Annotated in this window: 7 protein-coding genes; 1 reads left to right on the top strand and 6 read right to left on the bottom strand. The window is 65.8% G+C overall.

Annotated elements, in window-relative coordinates; all coding sequences use genetic code 11:
- The 4 genes from M3N53_05930 to M3N53_05915 form a co-directional block, all read right to left on the bottom strand.
- A partial coding sequence (locus tag M3N53_05930; protein MDP9067870.1) for a M12 family metallo-peptidase occupies positions 1 to 877 on the bottom strand: 877 nt, incomplete at its 3' end.
- 163 nt (positions 878 to 1,040) lie between these two features.
- Entirely contained in the window at positions 1,041 to 1,997 is a 957-nt protein-coding gene (locus M3N53_05925) for a TIGR03557 family F420-dependent LLM class oxidoreductase (protein ID MDP9067869.1), read from the bottom strand.
- Between the two features lie 87 nt (positions 1,998 to 2,084).
- Positions 2,085 to 4,064, bottom strand: coding sequence for a hypothetical protein (locus tag M3N53_05920; protein MDP9067868.1), 1,980 nt, complete (start codon positions 4,062 to 4,064; stop codon positions 2,085 to 2,087).
- Between the two features lie 77 nt (positions 4,065 to 4,141).
- Positions 4,142 to 7,681: a hypothetical protein gene (locus tag M3N53_05915; protein ID MDP9067867.1), complete on the bottom strand. Its 3,540-nt coding sequence runs from the start codon at positions 7,679 to 7,681 to the stop codon at positions 4,142 to 4,144.
- Positions 7,682 to 8,134: 453 nt separating this feature from the next.
- On the opposite strand from M3N53_05915, the gene sigH reads away from it, so the two are divergent.
- Positions 8,135 to 8,782 carry an RNA polymerase sporulation sigma factor SigH gene (sigH, locus tag M3N53_05910; GenBank protein ID MDP9067866.1) on the top strand — a complete coding sequence of 216 codons (648 nt, stop codon included), beginning with the start codon at positions 8,135 to 8,137 and terminating at the stop codon, positions 8,780 to 8,782.
- Between the two features lie 72 nt (positions 8,783 to 8,854).
- Here the strand turns inward: sigH and M3N53_05905 are convergent, their stop codons facing one another.
- Both M3N53_05905 and M3N53_05900 read right to left on the bottom strand, forming a co-directional pair.
- Entirely contained in the window at positions 8,855 to 8,992 is a 138-nt protein-coding gene (locus M3N53_05905; GenBank protein ID MDP9067865.1) for a hypothetical protein, read from the bottom strand.
- Positions 8,993 to 9,184: 192 nt separating this feature from the next.
- Positions 9,185 to 12,721, bottom strand: a complete 3,537-nt coding sequence (locus M3N53_05900) for a S8 family serine peptidase (protein MDP9067864.1) — start codon at positions 12,719 to 12,721, stop codon at positions 9,185 to 9,187.
- Between the last annotated feature and the right edge of the window lie 161 nt (positions 12,722 to 12,882).

Here is a 12,882-nt window from a genome sequence, read left to right as displayed (position 1 = left end):
GTTCCGTCGGCTCGGGCTGCGGTTCCGTCGGCTCGGGCTGCGGTTCCGTCGGCTCGGGCTGCGGCTGTGTCTCTTCCGGCGCTCGATCCGCAAACTTGATCGCGTGCCCCCGCACCACCGCAGCTTCTAGTACGGAGAAGCGCAGGTTCACCAGCCCGACGTCGTTGAACATCATCGTGCAGGTGCCGAGATGCGGGTCATCCAGCTTCTCCGCGGCACCCTCGGCGCAGTTCGCGTAATGGTGGTGCGCTCCCAGGAGATGTGCGATCTCATGCGCGGCGATCTTGGCGGTCGTGCGCGTGCAACACACCTGGAGCCCGCCCCAGTCTTCATCCTCTTCGCCTATCCCGAAGGCTCTGGAGGGATAGCGGACGCCGCCGATGCAGTCGGCCTTGCCTGCGGCGCCCCCGGTGATCGCGTCATCCGTCAGCAGGTACACGACGTCGGAGTTTGCGGGACGTGCGCCGCCCACCGCCTCCTTCGTCTTCTGCATCAGGTAGTCAGCGTCACTCGCGGGCACGGGCTGCGACAGTTGGAACTCGGGCGCCATCTTCTGTGGGGGGAACGAGACCTGTTGGAAGGTCGGCTGAAGCTTGATCCGAAGCGGCGTAAAAGCGTGCTGCGCCTGCTGAACGACTTCGGCGGCACGGGACGTAGAGACGCCGTCGAGGACGAGGTGGACGTCCAGCACGACCTCGCGCCCGTCATCGGTGACGCCGGCTACGGACTGCTCCGCCGGTATGAACTCGAAGCAGTCCTCTGCATCCTGGTCGAAGGTCCGGGGCGAGGTGCCCGAAGCGCCAGCCGACAGCGCGGCCACGTTGGAACCGATCAGAAGAATGACACAGCACAACACAGCCTTGATCCACCCGCGCACGTGCCGCCCCCCAAAAAATGTCGTCCGGCCGCCTGGCAGGTTCTCCATACGGCGCCGCGTCCCTGCACCGGTTCCTGTTTTCCGGCCGGGTGCGGATCAGCGCCGAGAGCGAATTCCCAGCGAAGCACCGCCTGAGCGACTGCAGACGTACGCAGGTCGAGTGCTATGAGAGCGCGGGGAGGATCTCTTTCTCGTAGAAGTCGAAGAAGCCGTCTTGGTCGGGGCCTATCTGGTGGATCCAGATGTGGGTGTAGCCGGCATCACGGTATTTGGCAATCATCGCCAGGTGGCGCTCGGGGTCCGGCCCATAGGCGAGCTGGTCCTTGAAATCCTCGGCCTTCACCTGAGCCCCCACCTGATCGAAGTGCCGAGGTAGCGGTAGCTCCTGCGTCAGCTCTCCTGGGGCCCCGATGTTGGACCACCACTTCTGGGTCGTCTCGAAAGCTTCGGAGTCGCTGGGAGCCCAACACGCCTGGATCTCGGCGTACTTCGGCTTCCCGGCCCCGCCTGCTTGGTCGAACTTGCGGATCGTCTCGTCATCGGGAGCGAGGCTGACCAGCCCATCACCTTTCTCGCCGGCGAGCTGCAGGGCCTTGTCGCCGCTCGCCGCGATCAGCACCGGTATCGGCTGCTCGGGGACGTCATAGATGCGCGCGTTCTCGACCGTGTAATAGCGCCCGGAGAAGTTCTTGTTGCCGCCCTCCCAGAGCCTGCGCATGACGTCGATCGCCTCCGACAACATGGCTCTGCGGATCCCGGCGCGCGGCCACTTGTCGCCGAGGATGTGCTCGTTCAGGTGCTCGCCGGTTCCAACACCCAGCGAGAAACGGCCCTCCAGCATCACCGCTGCAGTGGCGGCCGCGTGAGCAACGATCGCCGGATGGATCCGGATGATCGGCGCCGTCACGCCAGTGATGAACTCCAGTCGCTCGGTGACCTGCGCGACGCCGCCGAGAACCCCCCACACGAACGGGCTGTGCCCCTGTTGGTCGATCCACGGGTGGAAGTGATCCGAGATCGCGGCGAAGGTGAAGCCGACCTCCTCCGCGCGCGCTGCATAGCGCACGAGGTCGTTCGGCCCGTGCTCCTCACTCGACAGCTTGTATCCGTAGGTCGCCACGGGAGCAGGGCTACCCGCGGCTCCCGCCGCTAAACGTTGAAGAGGCCCCCGCAGTCGCAGGGGCCTCTCGTCAACAACTCTGTAGGTTCAGCGGGCTCGGACGCGCACCGTCCGTGACTTCGCCTTCTCGCACGGCATGTTCGCCGGAGCGATCGTCTTGTAGTCCTTCGTCTTGCGCACGCGGACGCGGAATGCGTACTCGCCGTTCGAGTCGGTCGTCTTGCGCCCGATCGCCTTGAAGCGTCCGCCCGGGGTGCGCGCCTTCAGCTTCACGACCTGACCTCGGGAGCAACTCGCTGCACCGTCGATCTGGCCGAACAGCCTCACGCGCCGGCCCCGCGGAACGGAGCTGCGGCTCGACTCCAGCGAGATGGAGCGCTCGCCCTCTGCTTGGAACGTGATCGAAGCGGGCGCACTGGGCTCGGCAGGAGTTAGCGTGTCGTCATCGGTCTCGTCGATCCAACCGAGGACCTCGGTGCGGCCTTCCGAAACAGACGTCACGCCGTAGACGAACCGGCCCGTGGAATCTGTCTCGCCCTCGAGGTGTCGCGTCCCGTCACCGTGCGTTCCGGCCACGTGCTCGCCGGAATCCGGCTGGCGGGCGCTGGCGCTTGCACCCAGAGGCTGGCAGAACTGGACCGAACCATCCGGCCCCTTGATGTGCACGTCGACGTTGACGCCGATCGACGCGTTGCCACCTTCCCTCACCACGATCGTCTGCGACTGGCACTCGCCGGCGGTGGCCGAGGGACCGTCTGGGTCGATGAAGATCTCTCGCCGAGCGGGAGGCGGGGCCTGACCGAAGCCGATGCGGGCACCGCCGCTCGCCTCCGACAAGCTCTGAGAGTCGTCGTCGTTCACATCGGCCCACGCAGATACTTGCGTGCCTCCGGGATTCGGCGAGAACAACGCTACGACGAAGGCTCCGGTGTTGTCGGTTCCAGAGACGGACTCGATGTGCACGCGATCCGCGGCACCGATAGCGCGATGTAGCCCCTGCTTCTTTCCGGAGTTCGACTTGTCAGAGCAGTTGATCGTGGCGCGCTCCGAGACATGTCCCTTCTCCGGCTTCTGGTAGTTGCTCGTGTCTGCGGTGACGGGGCTCGTGTCCAAGGTTGCGAAGGTGAGCTGGTCATCGGGGCCCGTCCCGTGCACGTCTACGTTCAGTGCTGCGATCGGGCGACTCAGCTGATCGAACGCAGTGATGGTGAGCTTCTGGCACTTCCCCACCTCTTGCTGAACCGCCTCGGGCTCGAATGCGAGGATGGCCGGCGTCTGGAGGTAAGGCGTCACACGGTGCGCGTCGCCGGCGTCGTCGGCGGCAGGGTCGGGAGACGCTTGGCGCGGCGTCTGGTTGGCGACCGCGGCAACCGCGGTCACCGCCAGCGGTGAGTCACCTTCTGCGAGCGTGCAGCGGATCACGGTGAAGCCGCCTTGACCCGGCGCGGCCGACCCACACTGCCTCCACTCGGGCTGCGTTCCGGGATCCGACATCGAGTAGAGGACACGGACCTGGTCGGTTCCGGCGCTGGCTGTCGCCTGGATGACGGTGTGAGCCCGCTTGGCTCCCTGGGGTGTGAAGAAACCGGCTTGGGCGGCATTGGCCGGCTGAGTGATCTCGACGTTGTCGCTCTGAGGCGGAGGCGGCACGTCCTGGTTGTTGATCGTCACGAGCTGGTCGTCGCGGCCCAGCTCCTCAGAGCCATCGGCGCTGAAGAGACCGACAGCGACGTTGTAGGTGCCGTCGGGGAAGTTCTGCGGGATCGTGAAGGGCCCCTCGAAGGTGTCGGAGCCCACCCGGAACCCGTCCACCGTCGCGGTGGCGAAGCTGGGGGGCGTCGTGGCCACAGCCGAGACCTCGAACTCCACCAACGCACCGGTCGGTGCCTCTCGCGTCCACGCGACGAGATGTACCGGACGCCCCTCCTTCGACGACAGCTCGGGGACCTGCCCCGCCGTGTAAGGCGACGGATTCAACAGCTCGATCTGCGGAGCTGCCACCGCCGGCGCTGCCGGGAGAAGCGCTGCAACCAGCGCCGCCACGGCCAAGGACAACGTTCTCTTCACGATGCTTCCCCTCTTTCGAACTGGCAGTCGATACAGAGGGCCGGTGGACCCGGCCCTCTGCTGTGTATTACGAACCTCTAGCAGCTTCTGGTTCTGTCCCGGCCACGGCCTCCGCGACAGGTGTCACGGCCACCTTGTCCGTCCAGGAAGTCGTTCCCGGCGTTGCCGGAGAGCCTGTCTCGGCCGGAGCCGCCTCGGATCCGGTCGGGACCGCCGCCGCCGCGGAGCGTGTCATTGCCGCCGCTGCCCCGGACGATGTCGCGTCCCTTGCCGGCGCGGACGACGTCATTGCCACCACGGCCGATCAAGGTGTCATTGCCTCCGCCGCCGCAGATCACGTCGTCACCCGGAGTACCGCGCATCACGTTGTCGTCCCCGTTGCCGCTCATGGTGCAACGGGTGTTCCCGCCGCCGCCGCCTCTCCGAGCCGTGCTCCAGTGCATCACCGAGGTGTCGGAGCGCTCGTTGGCGCCCAGCTCGTCGTTCTCCTCGATGTCGGCCCACGCAAGCAGGTTGGTGTCACCAGCAACCTCAGCCCGGATCCCGAAGACGAACTCGCCTCGGGCGTTGCTCTCGCCCTCGACGTGGTGGGCGTCGGCGCCCTCCTGCTGGTGGGAAGCCTGGGTGCCATCGCCGGAGGTCGTCGAGTGCGCTCCCTGATCGGGCGAACGCCTCGTCGTTCCTCCAGTCACGTCGCAGAAGGTCGTTCCATCTGTGGGACCGGTCGCGTGGACGTCGACGTTCACGCCGCTCAGCGACTGGCCGGTCTGGTCGTTCACCGACAGGACGAACCTCTGGCAGGTCCCGGGCTTGGCCTGCGCCTCCGCGGGCTCGAGCGAGACGACCGGTTCCGCCTCGAACCCGAAGACGCGATGAGCGTCGCCGGACTCATTCACCGGGCTGTCGGGCGGCGTACAACCGCCGGCCGGCGCAGTGCAATCCACGGCCACGACGGCGATCCCCGTGACCTGGAACGGCTCGTCGTTCACGCCGTTCTCGTCCGGGTCCTGCAGCGCGCACTTGCCCTCGAAAGACTTGTTCGAGCCGAGGTCCTTGGTCCCACACTCGACCCAGTCGGCCTCTTCTCGAGAATCCTTCGCCGCTGTGGTCGTGTAGAAGAACGTGACCCGCTCGGCCCCGGCGCTGGCGACACCGGACACGCTGGTCTCGCCCTTGGAGAACGGCGCCCTCTCTGCGTTCAGAGGCCGCGTCAACTCTGCGGTCTCGGCTCCGTTCGCGACGGTGATCGCCCGATCCTCCCGCTGCGCTGTTCCGGTGATCTGGGCCCTCAGCGTGTATTCGTCGTTGGGAACGTTCACGTCCCAGAAGAACTCGTAGGTATCGGACGTCTGCACCCGCGTCATGTCGCCGATCTTGGTGAACGTGCTTCCGTCTGACGACAGGAACAGCTCGACGCCGGCGATGAACTCCGGCGCGTCCACGCGTGTGACGACGTGATACCGACTATCCGCGTCTTGCTTGTTGGAGACGGTGTCACCGCTACCGCCGTAGCCGGACGGGTTGACGAACCGCACCTCTGCGTCTCCCGCGGACGACGCCCAGCTCTTAGTAGCTGCGGCAGAGGTCTCGTCGTCTCCCTGCACGTCATCGTCGAAGTCGGTCTCTCCGTCGATCCAGGCCTCGAGCGTGGTATCCCCAGGCACAGGCGACGTGATCCCGATGACGAAGTTGCCCTTGTCGTCGGTCTCACCTTCGGTGTGCTGCGTGCGAGGTGCAGCGCCCTTGTGCGAAGCCTCACCGGCGTCCTCAGGCTCGTGGCGATCCTCGTCCGCCGCGTCACGGTCGTCGGGCGCTCGCCGCGGAGTGGTCTCCACCGTGTCACAGAAGTCGAGCTCGTCGGTCGGACCGGTCGCGTGGACGTCGATGTTGATCCCGGGGATGACCGCGTTGCCGGCGCGGGCGCGCAGCACGTACTGGTTGCAGGTCCCCGCCGGAGCGGTGTCGCTCACCGGGTCGAACGTGAGACGAGGCTCCTTCGGATACCACTGCGCGCGGTAGGTATCGGTCGGCTCGCCCGCCTCCAGTTCGTCGGTGTCGGTGCCCCGCACCTCGGCCTCCTGGGTGATGCCCTCGTCGTCGATCCAGGCAGTCATGGTGCTGAAGCCTGGGTTCGGCGAGAAGATGTGGAAGAGGAACTCGCCGAAACTGCCGCTGCCACCACCCAGGCCCGTCCCGGAGCCGCTCTCGCGGTGCTTGATGTCGGCCTGCCCGGGGCGATTGTGGTCGCCCTCCTGGCCCTCGGTACTGGTCTCGGACCCACCCTCTTCGGGGCGCTCGCAGTCGTATCCCGCCTCGGAAGAGTGCTTGCTTGGGTCTGGGGTCTTGTAGTTGTCGCTCTCGTCGCCAGAGAGGAAGAAGACCGCGACTGAGTCCTCGTCGCCGAATCGAACCTGGTCGTCCGGCCCCTCGAGATGCACGTCGACGTTCGCCCCCTGCACCGGCCGGTCCAGCGGATCCGTCACCTTCGCGACGAACGCCAAACAGTCGGCGCCGGCGACCTCACGGCCCTGGTTCTCGTTGACGATGTCGTTGCGATTGACGTCGAAGCGCGGGAACGACTGGAGGTCGATCTTCATCAGCGCAGGGTCCTGGACGTAGGGAACCACCCTGTGCGCGTCCTGAGATTCCTCTTTACGAGCGGAAGTGAAGGGCGCGTTGCTCGTGTTCTGGTTCTCGATCGCGACCCCCGATATAGCGGTCACTTGAGACGGTAGGTCTTTCCCGGCAAGCGGACATGTCAGCCGGAACGGGCCTCTGCTGCGGCTGTTGCCGCTAGTCAGAGCGCACTGCTTCCACTCGGCTTCCGCGCCCGGAGGCGTGGTCGTGTAGTACAAGGCGACGCTGAAGTTGTTTCTGCTCGTGCTGCCATCGATCACGGTTCGCCACGTGCCACCCTTCGGCTTGTAGAACCCAAGTGGGCCACCGCTCGTAGGCCACGTGAGCTCGATCGTCTCGGCGGCCGGCTGTGTGTCCCCAGTGGGGGGGTCGCCGCCCTCGCGGTGACGCACCAACACCGACTCGGTGTCGGCGGCGCTCTCCTCGAAGCCTGCGCCTACCTGCTCGAACACCCGCACCGTCAGATCCGCTGACCCCTCGGGAACGGATTCTGGGATGTCCCAGTAGAACTCCCAGGCGTCGGTGGTGTTCGGCACCCGCTCGAGCTGGCCGATCGTGATCTCCTGAAGGGGGAGGCCGACGGTGGTCGGCGTGAGGTAGGCCTCGAGCACCGCGTTCGGACCGGCATCCCGGGTCAGGGCAACGATGTGGTACTGCTCGTCGACGCCGTCGCTCTTGTCGCTGATCTCGGGGACGTTGTCGTCGGGCCGGGGAAAGACGTCGTAGCCCGAGGTGGGGTTGATGATCTCGACGCCGGGCCCCGTCGGCTCGGGCTCCGTCGTTGGCTCCCCTGTAGGTGTCTCGGTGGGGGTCTCCGTCGGCTGGGCCAGCACCTTGACGCTGCCCATCCCGAAGGACGAGCCGCTGAAGCTCACCACTACGAGGAGCATCGCCACTACCAGGGCAAGCACCACCCGGGCCGCGATGCGCGGATCCCACACCTGGGCGTGACCGCTCTTGTTACCGGAGTGACGTTTCACTGGCACCTCCTGAAGGCACTGCGAGAAAAGGGTTGCGTTTGGATCGGTCGTGGAAATCTCCGCCCAAAGTATGGCTGAGGGGTCATCCGGCGTCACTACTCTCCGTAATGACCGTCTCACCCATATAAACGTAGGGTTAGGCGCCAAAGTTCCCAAACCTCCAGGAAAAGAGGCCCCCGGGGGCCGGTTTCGGCGCTGACCACCCGACGATGATCGCCCCGCTGGTGGTCTGCCGGACCTCCCGAGCTCGCGCGTGGGCGCCATACGGACGCCGATGTTGCAGCCCTCGCAAGAGACTGACCGTGGTCCGGTCGATCCCCCTCGCCTGGGTTGCCTGGGAATAAGTGCCAGAAGGCACTGGTCGACAGCAGGGTTGTAGGCGCGAGCGCGGGGAACGATTCGTGAGGCGACGTTCACGCACAATCGCTTCACGATCGACGCGAGGGGGAGCAGATGGCCACGACGTTCGAGGCGCGGCCCGGCAGTGATCTCGAGGACCGCGATCTTGTTCGCCACGCGCGTGAGGGTGACCAGAGATGTCTCGAGGTGCTACTGACTCGTCACCGCCCGCTAGTGCGTGCGGTAGCGCGGAGATACTTCCTGCGAGGCCACGACACCGACGACGTGATACAGGAAGGGACGATCGGCCTCTACAGAGCGGTCCGTGACTTCGATCCCGACCAGGAAACACCATTCCGCGCGTTCGCCGAATTGTGTATCTCGCGCCAGATCGTCACGGCCGTCAAGGGCGCGAACCGTTTCAAGCACACACCGCTCAACGCTTCCATCTCCATAGATCGCCCGACACGCACGAGTGAGGAGAGTCCACAGATAACGCTCGCCGACCGGCTCGCGGCGCATGTGTTCGACCCCGCGCTCTTGGTGATCGCCGCGGATGAGATCAAGGCTCTCAGGGACACGTTGCGTCGCGGCCTCACGAAACTCGAGAGTGACGTGCTGCATCTGTTCATGCACGGGAAGTCCTACGAGGAGATCGCGGCGAAGCTCGGAGCCGAGATCAAGCACGTGGACAATGCGCTGCAGCGGATCCGGATGAAGGTCCGCCGACACCTGCATCACCGCAAGGAACCGACGGCGTAACGCCCGTCCCACTCGACATGAAAGAGGGGCGGCTCTCGCCGCCCCTCTGAAGTCATGCCTCTACCTTGTTGCTCAGCTACCGCCCGGGTCGGCCGGCTGGACCCACTCGTGAACCGACGCGTTCGTCGGCTCGGCGATGAGCGTGCGGTTGCCGATGAGCGCCTCGGCGCGTCCTCGGTTCGCCTGCATCTTGGTGAACTCTGCGAACACGATGATGTCGACGATGTTCTGCCCATTGGCCGGGTCGTCCGGGGCTGGCTCGCACCGGCCCTCAGTCGCTTCCTTGCTAAGGGATAGCCGAATCCCTCCCCCATTCGGGTAAACGTCACAAAGAATTCGCCTCGTAGCCTCCTGTGGTTCCTCCGAGACGATCTTCCAGGACTCCCTGGAGCAGAACGTGGCTTACGTACTCACCGCAGAGGACGACGGTCGATACAGCGTGTCTCCCCCGAACGAGGCCTCGTAGTCGTGGTGGCCGTTGCGGAACCGTGGCGGAAGTGATTGCCGAGCTACGCCCGATGCGTCCGTGGTCACAGAACCTAGTGAGTGGCCATCCACGAAAAACTCGATCGTCCTGCCCTCGATGCCGGCTCCGGAGTCCGCATCCGTGAGACGAGCTTCGAGTGATCTCTCGGACGGTGTGCCGACGATCGAGAGCTCGAGGCCGGTGTCTTCCTTCTCGATCACGAACCCCGTCATGTTGGCAGACGACGCATATTCGCCCTCGGTCCCATCGAACCTAGCGATCAGGTCGTATGCACCAGGATCGTCCGTCAGCACGAGCGACGCGGTCGCGACGCCAGAGGCGTCGGTCGTCGCGGTCAAGAGCCTCGTCGCATTCGAACCCACGAGCTCGAATGTGATCGTCTTCCCGCCGACACCCGCGCCCGAGTCATCCATCAGCTGCGCCGCGAACGTGGCCTCGTCGGAATACTGTCCCGACTGCGCCGAGTCGGCGGTGAATGCCAGAGTGGTTGGGGTCGACGGCTGAGTAGGCGTCGGTCGTGGAACGACCGTCACCTTGTCGACCGCGCCCACGGCATCGACTCGGCCTGAGCCGAAGACCGGATCGTGTCCGGGGACGCCGAGGTCGTCCGCGGTCGCCACGATCGCTTCGACAACGTCCTGTCGGTTGAACGGGGAACGCTCGGCCGCCAGCCGGTCGTAAACGAGAGCAGCGACGCCAGAGACGTGCGCCGCGGCGAGCGAAGCGCCGTTCCGCGCGATGTAACCGCGCCGAGGCATGCATGGGCCCGATGCGCCCATGAGGTTGGTCGTCAGGATGTTCTCCTGGTAGTTGGTGCAGAAGAACAGCTGCTGGCCCCCGGGCGCCACTACCGAGGGACCTTCCTGCTTGATCGGCAGGTTCGTCGTCCAGGACTTCTCGTTGCGGACGTCGATCGACCCGACGCAGATGACGGCGGCGCGTCCGCCGGGCTCGTTGCAGTAGGCCTGCCAGAACTCGCCGGAAGGCGACACGAGCACCGCTCCCATGGATGCGGCGTACTCCACCGCAGCATCCCACTCCGGCTTCGAGCCACCACCGATCACGAACTCGCTCGCGTCAACATGGATCACGTGCGCGCCAGCGTCGGCCGCACGGCGGATGGCGTCGGGCACCAGGTCGGGCAGGGGAGTGACACTGCCGTCTCCGAGGTGGAACGGAAGAAGTGTGGCGTCGGGAGCGATCCCCGCGATCCCGGTTCCGTTATCTGTGCAGGCAGCGATCACGCCGCCGACGCGTGTGCCGGCGCCGTCGACATCCTGCACATCGCTAGAGTTCATTGCGAGGTTTGCTCCATCAACGATCTCCAGCTTGTTCGCGCAGGCGAAGTCCTCGTGTTGCAGATCGATCCCGGAGGAGATCACTGCCACCTTCACGTCGAGGCCCGTCGCGCTGTCGCGCTGCCATGCCTGCGGCGCGCCGATCCGCGACGGCCCCCACTGGTCAGCCCAGTAGGCGTCGTTCGGGGCGAGTGGGTATGTGCCGTGAGTCCCGCCGGAGACCGGGTCGGGGCTGGGCGAGGTCTCTTCAGTGGGTGTTGGTGATGGGTCCGATGTCTCGGTCGGAGTCGGCGACGGATCCGTAGTCGCCGTCGGGCTGGGCGAGGGCTCGGCGAGCTGCGTCGGACGAACCGTGTAGGCGCTCCCGTAGCGAGGCGCCACGATGAGCTCGCCGCCGATACCTCCGGGAGCAGTGTCGGCGAGGATGAAGTCGTACGATTGCACCTCGACGCTGTATGCCGGCGTGTTCTCGCCAGGGTTCCCGATGTTCTCGTAAGGCACCAGGAACGACACCGTATTGGCGGTGGGGTCAACGCTTATCTCTGTCGCACCCGTTCCGGTCGGGCCTGCCGTAGCGCCGTTCGCCGCGTTCTCAATCGAGGTCACGTAGGCGCGGCCGTCGATCTTCTGCCGCAAGTAATAGTCCACTGAGCCGAAGGTCAGCGGTCCCGCGCGCCTGTCGTCAACGTCGCGAACCGTCAACGTGTAGCGCAGCCCGGCGACGTCGTTGAAGACACGCAGAGCCTCGATATCTGCCGCCGGGACCGTCGGGTAATCACCGCCGTCGCCCGAGAAGATCGTGGTCTCCGCAGGTGCGAGGCCATTGCGGGGGACCGCGAGCGCGTCCAGAGCAGCGGCAGCATCGACCAGGCCCGCTCCCTTGTCGAAGGAGGTTGTGCCGCCGGAGTTCTGCGGGTCGTCCTCGTACGCGGCACCTGCTGTGAACTTGTGAGCCGTGTCCTGCAATACGTCTTCCACCCCAGCCGGCGTTAGGTCCGGACGCGCCTGATACAGAAGCGTTGCCACCGACGCGGCGTGCGGAGCCGCCATCGAGGTGCCGCTGATCGTCGAGTAGAACGGCGGGTAACCGAAGGTGGGGCCCGTCGTGCAAACCGGCTGAGTCTCATAGCACGCGGCGGTTATGAAGGTTCCCGGCGCCGACATGTCGGGGTAGGTCTCGGGCGAACCAGCGCGTCCGCGGCTCGACGAGTTGTTCAGCTCGTGGTTACGGTCGCCGGTGTCGTTATCGTTGTAGTTCGCCACCGAGATCACGCCTGGAGTCGGGTTCTTCGACGACGAGTTCGTCATGTCGACCGTCCCGTTGCCGCCGTTGTTGGCGGCAGCCCACACCACCGATGTCCCCTTCGCTACCAGGGCGTCGACGAGCTTCGATTGCACCGAGTTCGGGTCGTAGCGGCAATTGCCCGAGTTGCACGCGCCATACGAGTTCGTGATGACGCGGATGCGCGGGTTGAACGCGTCGTAGTTCCGCAGGATGTAGTCGAACGCGGAGGCATTAAAAGCGACGAAGAGCGCATCCCCGGCTCCGAACCCGTAGATCGAGGCGCCCGGGGCAACGCCGCGGAACGTGCCATGAGACATGGACCCGTCTCCGCCGACGATTCCAGCGATATGCGTGCCGTGCCCGCCATTCGCGTCGGTGTTGGGGCTCTCGACAAACGTAGCGCCGGCGAACTCGTAGTTCTTGACCACGGACTTCCGCAGGTCCGGATGCGTTGCATCGATCCCGGTGTCGATGATCGCGATGCCCACGCCGGACCCGTCGATCACCCGGCCTTCAGCGTCGTAGTAGGGGCCGCCGGCGACCTCTTCCTGGGCGACTCGGGCCCGGGTAGCCCACGACGCGGTGTCCCCGAGAAGATGCAGCCGCCGGTTCTTCTCGAGGTACGTGATGCCGGGCACGTCCGTCAGCGCGGCGAAAGTGGCCGCGGGGCCCTCCGCGAGGACCACATCGACCGTAGTGAACTCCATAACCACGCGAAGCCCGCGATCGCGAAGCAGCTCGTGCTGGGCATCGCGGCTGACGCCGCTGAAGTGGACAAACGCGGCATAGCTAGCCGACGCGTCCAGCCTCCCTAGATCACGAGCGACTCCGGGGTCGACTAGCGCTCCCGGAGCGGCGGCCGCAGGCACTGCGGCAAGCAGAGGAACGAGGAGCGCAAGGACCAACCCGGCCGCGAGGGACCGGACCCGACGACGAGCGTGAGACACCCTTGACCCCCCTGGCTTGAACCCCCGCGGAAAGAAACTCAGGAGGGGGTTGGCTGCCGGCGCCTCGACACCTGCGAGATCGA

Source organism: Actinomycetota bacterium (assembly GCA_030776625.1).
Taxonomy (GTDB): Bacteria; Actinomycetota; CADDZG01; order CADDZG01; family WHSQ01; genus MB1-2.
This window is presented reverse-complemented; position numbering and strand designations above follow the sequence as displayed.